Annotated in this window: 12 protein-coding genes and 5 pseudogenes; 11 read left to right on the forward strand and 6 right to left on the reverse strand. The window is 69.2% G+C overall.

Annotation, left to right across the window (positions count from 1 at the left end; translation table 11 throughout):
- Positions 1 to 9 precede the first annotated feature (9 nt).
- Positions 10 to 1,236, reverse strand: a complete 1,227-nt coding sequence (locus FHX31_RS18100; protein WP_184976844.1) for an ATP-binding protein — start codon at positions 1,234 to 1,236, stop codon at positions 10 to 12.
- A gap of 458 nt (positions 1,237 to 1,694) precedes the next feature.
- Between FHX31_RS18100 and FHX31_RS18105 the strand changes: the two genes are divergently transcribed.
- Positions 1,695 to 2,225: a hypothetical protein gene (locus FHX31_RS18105; RefSeq protein WP_184976845.1), complete on the forward strand. Its 531-nt coding sequence runs from the start codon at positions 1,695 to 1,697 to the stop codon at positions 2,223 to 2,225.
- Between the two features lie 57 nt (positions 2,226 to 2,282).
- Here the strand turns inward: FHX31_RS18105 and FHX31_RS18110 are convergent.
- Positions 2,283 to 2,423, reverse strand: a pseudogene (locus FHX31_RS18110) (IS5 family transposase); the annotation flags it as partial.
- Here FHX31_RS18110 and FHX31_RS18115 point away from each other — a divergent pair.
- Both FHX31_RS18115 and FHX31_RS18120 read left to right on the forward strand, forming a co-directional pair.
- A pseudogene (locus FHX31_RS18115) lies at positions 2,395 to 2,849 on the forward strand (IS5 family transposase); the annotation flags it as partial. The pseudogenes FHX31_RS18110 and FHX31_RS18115 sit on opposite strands and share 29 nt — an antisense overlap.
- A 161-nt stretch (positions 2,850 to 3,010) precedes the next feature.
- Positions 3,011 to 3,910, forward strand: coding sequence for a 2-hydroxyacid dehydrogenase (locus tag FHX31_RS18120; RefSeq protein WP_084213228.1), 900 nt, complete (start codon positions 3,011 to 3,013; stop codon positions 3,908 to 3,910).
- 251 nt (positions 3,911 to 4,161) lie between these two features.
- On the opposite strand, the gene FHX31_RS18125 is transcribed toward FHX31_RS18120, so the two are convergent.
- Positions 4,162 to 4,308 (reverse strand): alpha/beta fold hydrolase family protein, encoded by a 147-nt coding sequence (locus FHX31_RS18125; protein ID WP_170215199.1) that lies wholly within the window; start codon positions 4,306 to 4,308, stop codon positions 4,162 to 4,164.
- Positions 4,309 to 4,430: 122 nt separating this feature from the next.
- Here FHX31_RS18125 and FHX31_RS32740 point away from each other — a divergent pair.
- Positions 4,431 to 4,652 (forward strand): annotated as a pseudogene (locus FHX31_RS32740) (transposase); the annotation flags it as partial.
- Positions 4,653 to 4,697: 45 nt separating this feature from the next.
- On the opposite strand, the pseudogene FHX31_RS18135 reads toward FHX31_RS32740, so the two are convergent.
- A pseudogene (locus FHX31_RS18135) lies at positions 4,698 to 5,534 on the reverse strand (IS5 family transposase).
- 20 nt (positions 5,535 to 5,554) lie between these two features.
- Here FHX31_RS18135 and FHX31_RS18140 point away from each other — a divergent pair.
- The gene (locus tag FHX31_RS18140) at positions 5,555 to 5,878 is read left to right on the forward strand and encodes a hypothetical protein (protein ID WP_184976847.1); all 324 of its coding nucleotides are present in this window, start codon (positions 5,555 to 5,557) and stop codon (positions 5,876 to 5,878) included.
- Positions 5,879 to 5,972: 94 nt separating this feature from the next.
- Here FHX31_RS18140 and FHX31_RS18145 read toward each other — a convergent pair whose 3' ends face one another.
- The gene (locus FHX31_RS18145; RefSeq protein WP_184977894.1) at positions 5,973 to 6,341 is read right to left on the reverse strand and encodes a hypothetical protein; all 369 of its coding nucleotides are present in this window, start codon (positions 6,339 to 6,341) and stop codon (positions 5,973 to 5,975) included.
- Entirely contained in the window at positions 6,226 to 6,693 is a 468-nt protein-coding gene (locus FHX31_RS18150) for an NIPSNAP family protein (RefSeq protein WP_184976848.1), read from the reverse strand. The genes FHX31_RS18145 and FHX31_RS18150 overlap by 116 nt, the downstream gene beginning before the upstream one ends.
- A gap of 118 nt (positions 6,694 to 6,811) precedes the next feature.
- Here FHX31_RS18150 and FHX31_RS18155 point away from each other — a divergent pair, with 118 nt between their 5' ends.
- The 6 genes and pseudogenes from FHX31_RS18155 to FHX31_RS18180 all read left to right on the forward strand — a co-directional run bounded on the left by FHX31_RS18155 (position 6,812) and on the right by FHX31_RS18180 (position 14,587).
- Complete coding sequence (locus FHX31_RS18155) at positions 6,812 to 7,387, forward strand: Rrf2 family transcriptional regulator (RefSeq protein ID WP_123111895.1); 576 nt, start codon at positions 6,812 to 6,814, stop codon at positions 7,385 to 7,387.
- A 149-nt stretch (positions 7,388 to 7,536) separates the two neighbouring features.
- A pseudogene (locus tag FHX31_RS32745) lies at positions 7,537 to 7,632 on the forward strand (IS5/IS1182 family transposase); the annotation flags it as partial.
- A gap of 601 nt (positions 7,633 to 8,233) precedes the next feature.
- On the forward strand, positions 8,234 to 11,071 hold the full coding sequence (locus FHX31_RS18165; protein WP_221488096.1) for a LuxR family transcriptional regulator: 2,838 nt from the start codon (positions 8,234 to 8,236) through the stop codon (positions 11,069 to 11,071).
- A 3-nt stretch (positions 11,072 to 11,074) separates the two neighbouring features.
- Positions 11,075 to 11,953, forward strand: coding sequence for an alpha/beta hydrolase (locus FHX31_RS18170; RefSeq protein WP_030504793.1), 879 nt, complete (start codon positions 11,075 to 11,077; stop codon positions 11,951 to 11,953).
- A gap of 262 nt (positions 11,954 to 12,215) precedes the next feature.
- Positions 12,216 to 12,971, forward strand: a complete 756-nt coding sequence (locus tag FHX31_RS18175; protein ID WP_387034063.1) for an ABC transporter ATP-binding protein — start codon at positions 12,216 to 12,218, stop codon at positions 12,969 to 12,971.
- Positions 12,968 to 14,587, forward strand: a complete 1,620-nt coding sequence (locus FHX31_RS18180) for a hypothetical protein (RefSeq protein WP_184976849.1) — start codon at positions 12,968 to 12,970, stop codon at positions 14,585 to 14,587. The genes FHX31_RS18175 and FHX31_RS18180 overlap by 4 nt, the downstream gene beginning before the upstream one ends.
- Positions 14,588 to 14,605: the final 18 nt, after the last annotated feature.

The raw sequence follows: 14,605 nt of genomic DNA on the forward strand, positions 1-14,605 counted from the left end.
GACACATCGTCAACGACCAACCCCTACAAGATCGGCAGGACACGCCCTAGGCACGACCGATTCCAGCACGTGTCCGGCTCGCTCGTGCAGCACGCGTCGCTCCGGCTCCGCAACGGCGTCGTAGATCGCCCGACCTGCCAGCACGTGGCGGAAGGACACCCGCCGGCCGTCGCGCTGGTGCAACAGGCGGTGGGCGGCGGCTTCGGCGAGGCCGGCGTTGAAGTCCGTCGGTGCGAGCGTGCTGATCGACAGCAGCAGTCGCTCGGCGATGGGGTCGGCGGCGACGGCGGCAGCACGCAGCACCGCTTGGGCGCACGCGCTGAGGCGGCTGGCATGTTCGAGCACGGTGTCCCGCACCGTCGGTGGCACCACGATCTGGTCCAGCGCCAGTCGCTTCCAGCTCTGGCCACGGCGGACAAGGTCGCCGCGGCGAGCCATCAACCGCACCAGTTCCTCCACGGCGAGCGGCACTCCCTCGGTGCGGGCGTGCAGGTGCTGAGCAAACTCGTCGGAGACGTGCTGGCCCGCCAGCATCGATGAGGCGAGCGCCGCCGTCTCAGACTGGTCGAGTGGGTCAAGCACGAGCCGGAGCCGCGCCCGGTGCGGCCGTAGCCGTCCCGACAGGCGCAGCAGCCAAGGGTCACCGACCAGATCCTCCGGGCGGTAGGCCACCACCAGGCTGGGGCCCTGACCGTCTCTGTCCGCCAAGAACAGCAGGAATTCCCGGGTCGCGTCGTCGGACCACTGCGCATCGTCGACGACGAGCAGGTTCACACCGAGTCTGTCGAGCAGTTCGGCGAGGGCCCGGAGCACCCGGTGCCGCGACACGCTCGCGTCCTCGGCGGGTTCGAGGGCCGGCGGGAGGTCCGCGGCCCACTCGGGGAACAACGGCCGCAAGGCCCCCGCCAGTCCGCTGAGGCGCAGATCCGCCAGCGTGCCGACGCCGGCACCGAGGACCGCGTCGACGATCGGCCCCAACGTGCAGGGTTCCCGGAGCGGCGGACAGACCGCCGACAGCGTGGAGTGCGCGGCACTGGCGGACGACGAGAGAAACTCGTCCAGCAGGCGCGTCTTCCCGACGCCGGCCTCACCCTCGACAAGCACCAGCGCCGGGGTGGTCGTGAGAACCCGACTCAGCCGAGCCAACTCGTCGTCACGGCCGATCAGGCTCGGGGTCGACACCTCGCCCCTGCCGGCGTCTCCACCCGCACCGCCGTGCGTGACCTCCCCGACCATCACCGCCTCCTCACCGCTGCGTCCCCGCCCTGCCGAAGCTCGACCAGCTACCCGATGCTGATCGTCGGTGGGTAAAGCGGTGACTGCCAGCTCGTCCCTGCTTCGTTGTCGTCGCCGGCACGGCAGCCCCGGCTGGGCCTGACGTCAGCATGCCGCCGAGAGCGGCGACCTGCCCGTGCATTTCCGCGAAGCGAGGCCGGAGTTGGCCGGCGGCGGCGCGTCTGCCGCCACGTCAGTTCGGTCGTCGGCCGCGACGATCGTCACCTCGCGGACTGTAGCGCAGAACGCTGTCCGCCTCGGTCGCCAACGGGTGCCGGGCCGCTGGTCAGGCCCTCTACGGGCTGAAGACGACGCTGCTCGGACATGGACTCATCCTCGTAACTCGCAGGACATGTCCACAATCCTTGGTACACCTCACACCGTCCGGAGCGACGCTCATCTGCCCCTAGACTGCCCCGATGGATGCTGAGTTTGCCGCCAACGCCGCAGCCACCACCGCGATCTTCGGAGTCTTCGGGATTGTCTGGTTCGGCTGGGCGCAGGAGGCACCGCCCAAGTCGTGGCGTCCGTGGCTCGGCATCGGCTCGGTGTTGTCCCTGGCCGCAGCGATCATCGGCGGCATCGTCACCGCACGCACCTGGGACGAGGGCAACTCCGTGGACGAGACGACGGGGCCGGTCTTCGGCGTGATCGTCCTGATCGAGGTGATCCTCTGTGCCGTCGGCGCGATCTGGCTCCAGCAGACCGGCCGCACATCCCTGGTCCCGGTCTGGATCGCCCTGGTCGTCGGCTTGCACTTCATCCCTCTAGCGCCACTTCTGGGCTATCCGGCCCTCGCGATCTGGGCCGTGATCGTTCCCCTGGTCGCGCTCGTCAGCGTAGCCGTCGCCCGACGGTACGACCTGACCCCCAGCGCCGTCGTCGGTGCCGGCACGGGCATGGCCCTCCTGGCCGGATCGGCGACCGCACTGGTGCACGCGCTCACCTAGGCGGTGTCTCGAAGTGTGTAGCCACTCGTTGATCACGGTGACGTGGATGGTGGCTTCTTAGCGGACGGCCAGCTTCTCGTATCGGGTGGCCAGCCCTCGGTGGCGTTTGAGGCGGTTGATGCCGCACTCCACGGCGTGGCGCTGCCGGTAGACCTCGAGGTCGAATGCGGGTGGCCGACCGCCGGCGGAGCCCTTGGCAGGCTCGAAACACCACGTCATCACTGACGCGGGCGGCATCCCCCTTGCCGCGAGCCTGACCGGCGGCAACCGCCACGACGTCACCCAACTGCTGCCCCTGGTCGACAAGGTCCCCCGGATCAACGGGCATCCGCGGCAGGCCCCGGCAGCGGCCCGACCGGACCTATGCAGATCGCGGCTACGACTTCAACAAGTACCGTCGCGAGCTACGGACGCGCGGCATCGCCCGTCATCGCCCGACGCGGAGTTGCCCACGGCTCCGGCCTCGGCACCCGACGCTGGGTCGTCGAGCAGACCATCGCCCTGCTGCACCGGTTCCGCCGCCTGCGCATCCGCTGGGAGATCCGCGACGACATCCACGAAGCCTTCCTCACCCTTGCCTGCGCCATCACCTGCTGGCGCCGCCTCCAATACTCAAAGAGTTAGGAGTTGTAAGACGTGCCATCGGGCATGCGCGTCGATCGCAGGGCTGTTGCAACCGTTCGCGTGACCCGGCTCAGTGATCCTGCGCACGTTCGTGCCGATGAACGGATGTCGGCCGCTGTGCTCCCGGACATCCGACTGTCCGCCGAGGCATGATGATCGGCATGCGTTACCTGCTGCCTCACCCCGACGCCGTGGCCGACCTCAGCGATCTTGACGTCGGGCTTTACGACGGCACGCAACCCCTCCCGGAGAACCTGGACGACGTCGAGTTGTACGCGGTGCCGTACGGGATCATCGATCCGCGCCTGTGTGAGCCGATCACTCAGATGCCTCGGCTCAACGTCGTGCAGACAGTGACCGCTGGTTACGACCACGTCCTGCCATTCCTGCGGCCTGGTCTGACCCTGGCCAACGGCCGGGGCGTTCACGATGCGGCTACCGCCGAACTCGCCGTGGCGCTTACGCTCGCCGCCCGGCGCGGACTGCCGCAACTCGTTCGGGCGGGCGACGAGGGCCGCTGGGACCCGTACTGGTCGCGTGGACTAGCTGACGCCCGGGTTCTCATCGTCGGCTACGGCTCGATCGGAGCCGCGATCGAACGCCGGCTCGCCGGGTTCGAGGTAGCCGTCAGCCGGGTGGCCCGGACTGCCCGCCCCGGGGTCCGGCCGATCTCGGAGATCGCGGACATGCTGCCGCACGCGGACGTCGTCATCCTTTCCGCACCGCTAACCCCGGAAACCGAAGGCATGGTGAACTCGGACTTCCTAGCCAAGATGGCCGACGGGGCCCTGCTGGTAAACGTGTCAAGGGGCCGAGTGGTGGACACCGACGCGCTGCTCACCGAACTCAGCAAAGGCCGGATGCACGCCGCCTTGGACGTTACAGAGCCCGAGCCGCTGCCCGCTGGTCACCCGCTGTGGTCCGCGCCGAATGTCCTTATCAGCCCGCACGTCGGCGGCCTGACCGCTGCGTTGTCACCCCGGGCTCGCCGCTTGTTGGTCAACCAGGTCCGGCGGCACGCCGCCGGCGAACCACTCGCGAACGTTGTCGTCGCGCCATGATCGCCCACTGCAGACGTCCGAGGTAGCGGCGACCCTCGCCCACGGGCACGTACCGCTGATGCTTCAGCCCAGGGCGGACGGGGCCGGTCGAAACAGTGGCCCAGGCTTGAAAGGTCAGACCCGGGTGTATGCATCGGCGTGCTGGGGCAGCTGGTGTTCGAAGCAAGGCTTCCTCTGGTGACGAAGCATGCGTGCAATTGACGCTGGGATCGGTCCAGGCGGCAGGCCAGATCGTGATGCTGCCGGTCGCACTACGCCGGTGCCTCGCTGAAGAACTCGTGCAGAGCGCTCGCCATCAGGTCGGGGGCCGTCGTAGTCGCGAGGTGCGACTCGCCGGGCCAGATAGCTCGGCGAGCTGTGGGCAGGGCGTCGGCGAGAGCCGTCATCGTGGTGGGCATCGGCTCCCATGTGTTTGCGCCTTACATCAACAGCGTCGGAATGGTGATCGAGGACCACTGGGACGGATCTGTACTCTCGTCGGTGAGGTGCCGTGAGGTCGTGCAGCCAGCCGATCGCCGAGCTCCGCACGCGCGGTATCACACCTGTCATCGCCCGACGCGGCATCGCGCACGGCTCTGGACTCGGCACTCGACGCTGGGTCGTCGAGCAGACCATCGCCCTGCTGCACTGGTTCCGCCGCCTCCGAATCCGCTGGGAGATCCGCGACGACATCCACGAAGCGTTCTTCACCCCCGCCTGCGCCGCCATCTGCTGGCGCCGACTCCAACGCTCAAAAAGTTAGGAGTTCTAAGAGGGCATCTGATCTCGTTTGGTGAGGTTGGTCCGATCAGGTGGTTTCGTTTCGCCAGGTTGGGGTGGGTTCTCCGGTGAGGTAGCGGCTCATCGTGTTAGCCATCGCCCAGTGGATCATCGCCCGGGTGCGTTGGGGAAGGGTCTCGTAGTCACGGACGAGTCGTCGGTGCTGCATCAGCCAACCGAAGGTCCGTTCCACGACCACCGCCGGGGCTGGACGTGGAAGCCCTTCCCGGCGTGGCGGGGTACGCGCTTGACGTCGATTCCCAGCCGTGCGCCGTGCGCTCGTACGGCGGTGTTGTAACCGCCGTCGACCCACGCCTTGACCACGTCCGGATGGTCCGTGGACACGCTGGTGAGCAGGTGCCGGCCGGCGGTGGAGTCCTGCACCGACGCGGCGGTGACGATCACGGCGAGGAGCAGGCCAAGGGTGTCGGTGGCGATGTGCCGCTTGCGTCCCTTGATCTTTTTCGCCGCGTCGATGCCCTGGCTGTCCTCGCCGACGTTGGTGAAGGTCTTCACGCTCTGCGAGTCCAGGACCACCGCTGACGGGCTCGCGCGGCGGCCCCGGGCCGTGCGAACCCGTTCCCGCAGCAGGTCGTGGATCCGCTGCGTGGTCCCGTCTGCCTCCCACTTGGCGTAGTAGGCGTACACCGTCTTCGCTGGCGGGAAGTCGTGCGGCAGGTACTCCCAGGCGATCCCTGTCCTTGGCCACGTACAGGATCGCGTTGACGTTCTCCCGGAGATCATGCACCGGCCGGCTGATGCCCGAGCCCACCCGCGCCGCCCGCCACGCGGTCAGGACCGGCTCGATCAACGCCCACCGCTCATCCGACAAGTCCGACCGATACCCACGCCGCTTCGTACCCACGCGGCGATCAACGACCCGAAGTGCCTGACGCCACGGCCGAACGTGAATCAACCGCTACACAGATCAGATGCCCTATAAGAAGGAGAAGCGGGCGACCGACGCCCAAGAAGCGGAAGGAATCAAAGTTCGGCAAGCAGTACGTCGCCAACACCGGACCGGCCAAACGCGCCCGCCGCAACGCCACGTCGGCCGAACAACTGTCGGAGTTGCCGGTCGCCGAGGCTGCCAAGCTCGTCCGCGACCTCGACAAGGCCCAACTGAAGTCGGCACTGCGCCGCGATCGCGACGGCAAGTCCCGCAAGACCCTCATCCAGCAGCTAAAGAAGGAACTCGACCGGCGCTGACGGACGCCCACACCGGGCTCGCGTACCGCCGCCGGTACGCGGGCCGCCTGGCGGAGGCAGCGAGGAAGCAGGCCGGGGCTGGGCGAAGGACCGGTCATCCAGCCACCGCCGGGTGGGGCGGCGCAGCCGTCGGCACCGGGTGGCCCGATGTGGCGGTCGGCTGCAGGTGACTCACCTTGCTTGTCGCCCCGGCATCCGACAGCCGATCGGCGATTCGGCGCCAGCCAGGGTCGTCATCAAGCCGGGCCGCAGCCATGGACCACTGTTCCCCGTCCCGAAACACAGTAAGCGACACCACGAAGCGGCCGTCTCGCACCGGTAGCCGCGGAAAGGTGTTCTCCGCCGGCTCAGTGCGCCACATCGCCACCGGCACGCCCAGAGCCCGCTGGAGGATCGGGTGCCCGGCGGTGGTCAGCCATGCTTCCAGGTCGGCGGTCGGCAGCGACCACACCTGGGCGACCACCCAGGGTCGGGTCGACCGTCGGTCCCGGTTGCCCGGTGGCCACTGACACGCCAGGGCGGTGGTCCGGCTCGGTCGGTCGCAGCAGGAGGACGTCATCGCTGTCGATCATCGTGGCGTTGGCCGCGTCGCGGTGCGCCTGCCACAAGGGCCCGGAATAGAAGGACTCCAGCGCTTCGCGGCGCTGGTCCATGGAGGCGAAGCCTCGGAACCACACGAACCTGTCCGGGTCATTCCGGTCCCGGAACTGTCCGCCCAGCCGCATCCCGGCATGCTCCTGCCCCGCGATGAACCACGGCTGGAAGACCCGCTGAAGGTCATCGAAGTGACCGGGCCGCAGCGCGTAACGCCGCATCTCCACTACGGCACAGCTGGCGAAGTCGGAAGGCTGCACATCGGCCCCTATCTGTAACAGACGTTGTTACGAGTTCTCGTGGTCGGAGGCAGAAGCGCAACCCCTGGACGGAGACCTCATGGCCGGTAACAGTCGCCTCACCGTGGCCGTCCATGCCCTGTGCTGGCTCGCCCTGGCGCAACGGCACGGCCACACCGGACTGACCAGCGACCAGATCGCCGCAAGCCTGGAGAGCAGGCCTGCCGCTGTCCGTCGCGCCCTCGGCCCACTGCGCGATGCCGGGCTGGTCACCACCGACGTCGGACCCGGCGGCGGGTGGTCGCTGCGGATGCCAGCCACCACCGTCACCCTCGCCGACGTGTATGCGGTGGTCGAGCCGGGCCCGGCGTTCGCACTGCACCCGCATCAGCCCCGACGGGACTGCCCCGTCGGGCACGGCATCGCGCCCGTCCTGGACGACATCTACGACCGCGTGGCCCAGGCCGTCACCGGCGAGCTGTCCCGGCACACGATCAGCGAGGTGCTTGACACGCTACTGACGCAGCACCCGCTGCCGATTCCGTGGGCAGGTGTGCCGCCGCGCGCAGCGCTGGAACCTCCGGCTCAGGCGGCACCTCACGAGACGGGCTCGCCGCGACGTGGCGCGAGGGCCACTGAGACCAGCACTGAGACCACAAAGGGAAAGGCCCGGTGACTCGCGAAGAGTCGCCGGGCGTCTCGCCTTTTCAGGAGCGGTGGCGGCGGGAACTGAACCCGCGGAGGGCGTAAGAGGGCATCTGATCTGTGTAGCGGTTGATTCACGTTCGGCCGTGGCGTCAGGCACTTCGGGTCGTTGATCGCCGCGTGGGTACGAAGCGGCGTGGGTATCGGTCGGACTTGTCGGATGAGCGGTGGGCGTTGATCGAGCCGGTCCTGACCGCGTGGCGGGCGGCGCGGGTGGGCTCGGGCATCAGCCCGGAACGCTGGCGCGCTCACCGCACGATATCGGCGCGGTTGGTGCTCCGACGTGTTTGTCTGGCGTACCTAGCGCTGCACTGGAAGCCGTACGCCGACAACCGGATGATCTATAGCGGCCCGCCGACAAGACACGCTGGAACTTGACAGGGAAGTGGGATGCCCGTCCCCCGACGACCGCTTCTGGGCCGACCTTAAAGCCCACAGTCCTGCCGAGTGTGCGGACGCCGTCGCCTTCGACCACGCGATCCGAGACGGCTCCGCGCGGGCCACCGCCGACGGTGGTCTTTACAAGAATTCGGGGCGGTTCAGCGTCGGTTCGACCTGAGGATCGGCTTATGCGCGATCTGTGATTGCGCGGATCTTCGTCAGTGCACAGGTTCACCGCCTTCTGCGGGCGTGACAGCTTCGGTCGGAAGCAGCCGGGGGAACCGAGCCGGCTGCGACCTGCCGGGCTGCGGTGCCCCGCTTGATCGGGGTGCCACGCTGCCGTGGGTTCCCTAGGTGGCCCCTTGCCGGTGAAAGTCATCGCGTCTGTCCTGGTCAATGCCTCGATGATGCCGTGTGTGCGGGCTGCGGTCGGGTCGTGGACCGCATCTCGGTGAAGCCGGACGAGGCGGCCGGTGGCGGCGGCCATGACCTGCACGTTCACGCCGTGTCGCTGTTTGTGAGAAGTGACTCTGTGGGGATGGGACGGCGTGGAAGTCTCCTAGAGTGGTTGTTCGTGCTTTACGGCAGGTCGGCGGAGGTCAGCGCACTCGACAAGGTGATCGCGCGGGCTCGCGACGGCGTTGGTGGTGCGGTGATGTTGCGGGGCGAGGCAGGCGTGGGCAAGACGGCCCTGCTCGACGCGGTAGCCGTGCGTGGCGGCGCGATGCGTGTGCTGCGGACCACCGGCGTCGAGGCTGAGACCGACCTCGCGTTCGCCGCGCTGCACCAGGTGCTGTGGCCGGTGACCGGCATGCTCGACGCGCTGCCCGGACCGCAGCACGACGCTGTGTGCGCGGCGCTGGGGCTCGCCGCAGGCACTGCCGGCGACCGGTACCTGCTGGGCGCTGCCGTGCTCTCGCTGCTGGTCGAAGCCGCCGCACCGGACGGGCTGATCTGTGTGGTCGACGACTTCCAGTGGATCGACCAGGCCTCGGCCGACGCACTGCTGTTCGCCGCTCGGCGGCTGGAGACCGAAAAGATCGCGATGTTGTTCGCCGTGCGCGGGGACGCTCCGGTCAAGGGTGTGCCTCTGACGGTGGAGGTGCGTGGCCTCCCCGGAGCCGCCGCAGCCGAGATGCTGGAGTCCCGCTGCGGTGTGCAGCCCTGTGTGGCGCGGGAACTCGTCACGCTGACCCGCGCGAACCCGCTCGCGCTGGGCGAGATAGCCGCCTGCCTGACACCCGCGCAACTCGCCGGCAGCGAACCGCTGCCCGACCCGCTGCCCGGTGGGACCCGACTGTTCGGCGACCGGGTGGCCGCGTTGTCCGCCTCCGCCCGGCTGCTCGCGCTGGTTGCCACCGTGGAGGCTGACCTCGACCTGGTCCTGCGCGCCACTGACCGGTTGTCCGCCGAGCGGACGGTACTGCCCGGAGAGAACATGGGGGCGTGGACCGGGCGGATGGCGCTGGCCGAGCTGGAGGAGTCCGGGCTGGCCGAGCTTTCGGGTACGCGCGTGCGCTTCTGCCATCCGCTCATCCGGTCGGCGGTGCACGAGGCGGACACCCCGGCCAGGATCCGCCGGGTGCATGCGGTACTGGCGGAACTCACCGAGGGTGAGCGTCGCGCCTGGCACCTGGCCGGAGCCGCCATGGGCCAGGACGAGCAGGCCGCCATCGAGTTGGTGACCGCCGCGGAGCTGGCGCGCGACCGCGGTGGGTACGGCACCGCTGCCGCAGCCCTGGCCCGGGCCGCCGAGCTGACCCCCGAGCCGCGCACCCGTGCTGCCCGCCTGAAGGACGCCGCCGTCGCGGCCTGGCTTGGTGGTCGCCCCGGGCAGGCGGAGTCGCTGCTGGCCGAGGCCCGTGACCAGGCTGGCGCGGATGCCGGCCTCGCAGTGGAAATCGCCCAGCTCAGGGGCAGGTTTGAGTTGAACTCCGGCAACGCCGCCGAGGCCGTGCGGATCCTGGCGGGGGGCGACAGCCTGGAGATGCTGGCCGATGCCGCGGAGGCCGCTTCGTACGTCGGCGACACGGCGGCCATCATCGAGCTCGGGCGGAGGGCGGCAGGGCACCGCGAGGGATTCTTGCGGGACACGGTTGCCGGGATCGGTCTGGCGCTGGATGGCGACGCTGCCGGACCGGGTCTGCTGCGGCGGGCGCTGGCGCGGGTCGGCGAGCTGGGGGAGGCGGCGGAGTACCTGTGGGCGGCGGCCGCGGCCAGCCATCTGGGCGAGTCGGATCTGGCGACCGAGATGGCCGAGCGGGCCGGACGGGTGGCCAGGGTGTCGGGGATGACCGGGCAGCTGCCGGTCGTGCTGGAGTTCGTGGCGACGGCCGAGCGCATCGCCGGGCGGCTGGCAAGCAGCCAGGCCATCTCCGAGGAGGGCCTGGAACTGGCCCGCGAGGCCGGCTATGAGAACACCGTGGCCGCGCACCTGGCCAACCTGGCGGTCCTGGCGGCGCTGCGAGGCGAGGAGGAGATTTGTGAACGGCAGGCCCGCGAGGCGCTGGCCATCGCCATACCGCACCGGGTAGGTCTGCGGGCAGGGGTCGCCGCGTACGCGCTGGCGCTGCTCGACCTGTGCCTGGGACGCTACGCGACGGCGCATGACCGCTTCACGGCCATCGCCGAGGCGGGACCGGGTGTCGGGCATCCCACCGTGGTGTGGCGGACGGCGCCGGATCGTGTCGAGGCCGCCATGGGCGCGGGCGACGAGGTGGGTGCACGGGCGGCGCTCGAGGCGTACGAGCGATGGTCGGCGCACGCCGCGACGCCCGAGTCGCGCGCCCTGCTGGCCCGCTGCCGGGGCTTGGCCGAGTCGTCCGAGGACGCCTTCGGCGAGGCGTTGCGGCTGCACACCAACCCGTTCGAGGCGGCCAGGACGGCTCTGCTGCTGGGTGAGCGCCTGCGCCGCGCGCAGCGGCCGGGCGACGCGCGGACGCATCTGCGGATGGCGTGGGAGACGTTCGAGCGGGCGGGCGCGAGGCCGTGGGCGAGGCGCGCACAGGGTGAACTGCGGGCGGCGGGCGAGAGCGGGCAGGCCCCGGGCTCGGCCGTGCTGGACGCGCTGACCCCGCAGGAGTTGCGCATCGCGGGCCTGGTCGCCGACGGGTTGTCGAGCAAGCAGATCGCCGCCCAGCTGTTCCTGAGCCCCCGCACGGTCGAGTACCACCTGTACAAGATCTATCCGAAGCTGGGCATCGGCTCCCGTACGGAACTGGCGCGACTAGTAGTTCTACAGAAGGCGCCTGCGGCGGAAGAAGACATGCTCTGAGACATGCATGATGTGAACATCTGGAGTGAAGAGTTCGGCGCCGTAACGGATGCGCCGATCCTATTGATCATGGGGTCGATGTCGCAGGGCGTCCTGTGGCCGGACGAGTTCGTCGGCCGCCTTGTCGCCGGAGGCCGCCGGGTAATCCGGTACGACCACCGTGACACTGGCAAGTCGGGCACGGTCGACTTCGCGGCACAGCCGTACACCTGGGACGACATCAAGAACGACGTGTACCGCGTGCTGGACGCCCACAGCCTGGAGAGCGCCCACCTGGTCGGCCACTCGGCCGGCGGGCTACTCGGCCAGTTCATCGCGGTGGAGCAGCCGGACCGGGTACGTTCACTGACCGTCATCGCCTCCTCGCCGCTCGGCGGCGGCGAAGGTCAGGTGATCCTGCGGGCCCTGATGGGGCAGCCGCAGCCCGAGGACAGCCTGCCCGAGCCGACGCCGGAGTTCCTGGCCTTCTACCGGTCGCTGATGACCGCCACACCACCAGAGGACCGGCGCACCCAGATCAACAGCATGATCGCCGAACAGCGCGTGCTGCACGGCACCGGGCTGCCGTTCGACGAGGACGCGGCGCGCCGGCTACAGGAACGAATCTACGACCGGGCCCGCGACCTGACGGCGGTGGCCAACCACCGGCTGGCCGCTGCGGCCAGCCCGGACTTCGAGCCGGTGGGCGTGCTGCACCAACTGAAGGCGCCCACGCTGGTCATCGAGGGCAGCCACGAGCCGGTGAAGCCGGGTCACGGCGCGATCATCGCCGAGCAGATCCCGGGAGCGCGGCTGATGATCACTGCGGGCATGGGACATACGCTTCCGCCGGAGGTGCACGAGGAACTGGCCGTCGCCATCCTCACGCACACCGCCGAGTGATAGCTCATCCGACTGCACAAAACGGTGAACTGGTCGTGTGGTAGCGGAGCCGAACGAACGTCGCTCTGCTGTAGCAGCGGGCGACTGCTGGCGTGCCGTCACTTAGATGGCCGCTCGGCGGTCAGCGCATTTCGTTGTGTATGCGCTGCTCCGGCAACCCGCTTCGACGTCCTGTCGCATGGACGAGATCCGCGGCCTGATCGACGAATAGTGCGGCCGAATTGACCGGTCTGCCGTTCCTTGCCGGAAAGAGACGATGCAAGTGCTCGATTCCACTGTCCCCGCCGTTGAGGTAACTGACCTCACCCAGCGTTTCGGCGCTGTACTCGCCGTCGACCGGGTCAGCTTGAGCATCCCATCGGGAATGTGCTATGGCATCGTCGGCCCGAACGGGGCCGGCAAGACCACCACGCTGACGGCCATGTGCGGGTTGCGGGAGCCGACCTCCGGCACGATCAGGATCGCCGGTCATGACCTACGAACCGATCGGCAAGCCGCGCTCGCCCAGCTCGGAATCATGATGGACGGGCTGTCGCTACCCGAACGGCTGACCGCCACCGAGGTGCTGCGCTACAGCGCCGGGCTGCGTGGGCTGGATGACAGCTGGCGGGTCCGCGCCGAGGACCTGCTGGAGATCCTTGGCCTCGACGCTACTCCACGCACGCTGATCGTGGAGTATTCCACCGGCATGCGCAAGAAGATCAATCTGGCGCTGGCGATGCTGCACCTCCCCCGGGTGCTGGTCCTCGACGAGCCGTTCGAGGCAATCGACCCGGTCTCGGCCCGCTCCATCGAACAGGTGCTCACACAGTACGTCGCCGCCGGCGGCACGGTGGTCATGTCGAGCCACATGATGGACTTCGTCGAACGCAACTGCCGCCGGGTGGCGTTGGTGGCCGGTGGCCGGGTGTTGGTCGAGGGGCCGGTAGACAAGGTGGCAGCGAACGGGACGCTCAACGAACGCTTCGTCGATCTGGTCGGCGCCGATCCGGTCCGCCCGCTGAGGTGGCTGACATGACCCGAGCCCTGTTCGTGCTGAAGCTACGCCTGCTCCGCAACGGCCCGCACAACGAGCGCGGATTCAGCCTGGTCACCGGTATGGCCCTGGCCGCGTTGGTGGTCGTCGGCGCAGCAGTGGCCAACCGCGGACTGCTCCACGAAGGCTGGATCGCCGTGGCGCTCACCGGATGGGGAGGCATGTGGCTGTTCGGCCCTCTGACCCAGCCACGCCACGATCCGTCGGTCATCTCGCGCGACTGGTTACGCGGCTATCCGCTACGGCCATGGCGCGCGGCTCGGGCTTTGTCCTGGACCGAGCTGCTGGGCGTCGGCCCGCTGGTCACGCTGACCTGTCTGTCGTCCCTGGTCGTGCTGGCCGCACCGGGCGGCCTGACGGCGGCCACGATCGGCGCGGTGGCGATGGTGGCACAGCTGTATCTGCTGGTCTGGGCGGGTAAGACGGTGGCGGTGATCGCGGCCTGGCTGTTGCAGACCCGGGCCGGGATGAGGCTGGCCGCCACCCAGACCGCCGTCATGCTCGCGCTGTCGTTCGCTGGCTGGGTGCCGATCGCGGCCTGGTTGCTGCCCCGCCTCGGTCAGAACGACACCACCCTGGTCCTCCCAACCTTCGGGCAGCTACCCGCGCCGATCATCGACGTGCTCGCCCTCCTGCCCACGGGATGGGGGTACCGCGCCGCGATCGCCGCCCGTGACAACGCCGGGACGGAAGCGGTCGTCGTGCCGCTGATGGCCCTCCTGGCCCTGGGTGCACTGCTGCACATGGGCTGGACCACCCTGACAGCGCGGGCCCTACGCCGACCACCTCGTCTCGTGACGCCGCGACGCCCTCACGCACCGGATCGTGGGCTGTCGCTTCCGTTCACGACGCCGCAGGTGTCCGCTGTCGTCTCGCGAGAGCTGGCCACCTGGTCGCGGGATCCCGCGCGCGGTGTGGAACTGCGTAGCGCCTGGCTGACCCCGCTGTTGATGGCGCTCATCATCGGGGTCACCGACTGGAGTTGGGCGCTGCCCCTCGTGGGTTCCGCGGCGGCGGTGTTCGGCGCGATGGTCGCGGTCAACACCTACGCCTTGGACGGCACGGCCCTGTGGCAGCTGCTCACCACACCGGGCGCCCTTCAGGCTGACGTACGCGGCCGGATGGCGGCATGGTTCTTGTTATTCGGCGTACCGTCGATCGTGCTGGCGGCCGTGTTGTGGGCCGTGACCCGCTCTCCGCTGGGCGTCGTCGCCGTCAGCGGCGCCATCGCCGCAGCCGCAGTGGCCTGCGCCGTGGCACCGCTGATCGCGCTCCTGATGCCGGCTGTCGGCACCGATGCCCGCGATCGCCGCTACCCTGGACAACGAGCAGGCGATCCGACCGGTGGACAAATGACGATCTTCCCCGTGGTCCTGCTGGGCGCCATTCTCCCCGGCATCATCGGCGCCACCACCGGGGGTCACTTGTGGGCGCCGGTGCTCGCGGCCATCCTGCTAGCCGCGGTCAGCCTCTCCCTGACCCCCACCCTCACCGCGCGTCTGCTGCAGCGGCGAGGCGCCAGCCTGCTCGACGTGATGGTCTCCAGCGACGCTGCCCTGTTGCACCGCCCTACAAGGGAGTGTCAAGTTAACGGCTGATCTTGGTTGTTGAGGTGG

Source organism: Micromonospora sp. CNZ286 (genome assembly GCF_014207755.1).